This window comes from Pseudomonas sp. W15Feb9B, assembly GCF_000828175.1.
Classification (GTDB): Bacteria; Pseudomonadota; Gammaproteobacteria; order Pseudomonadales; family Pseudomonadaceae; genus Aquipseudomonas; species Aquipseudomonas parakoreensis.
This window is the reverse complement of record NZ_JTKF01000097.1, coordinates 1-220: the sequence shown is the minus strand read 5'-3', so window position 1 is coordinate 220 and position 220 is coordinate 1. Positions and strand designations below refer to the sequence as shown.

1 pseudogene is annotated in these 220 nt (G+C 61.4%); it reads right to left on the bottom strand.

Annotated features, from left to right (window positions below):
- Positions 1–220, bottom strand: a pseudogene (locus OC71_RS26760) (Ig family protein); the annotation flags it as partial.

The window sequence follows — 220 nt, the reverse complement described above, 5'->3', positions numbered from 1 at the left end:
GCCGGCACCGCCGATCAGGGTATCGGCACCCTGCCCACCGTTCAGAGTGTCGTTGCCTGCGCCGCCATCGAGGAGGTTGTTGCCACTGTTGCCGGTCAGGTAGTTGTTCAACTCGTTGCCGGTGCCATTGAGATTGGCAGTGCCGGTCAACACCAGGTTTTCCAGGTTGGCGCCGAGCGTCCAGTTGATCGAGGAACGCACGGTATCGATTTCGCTGGCC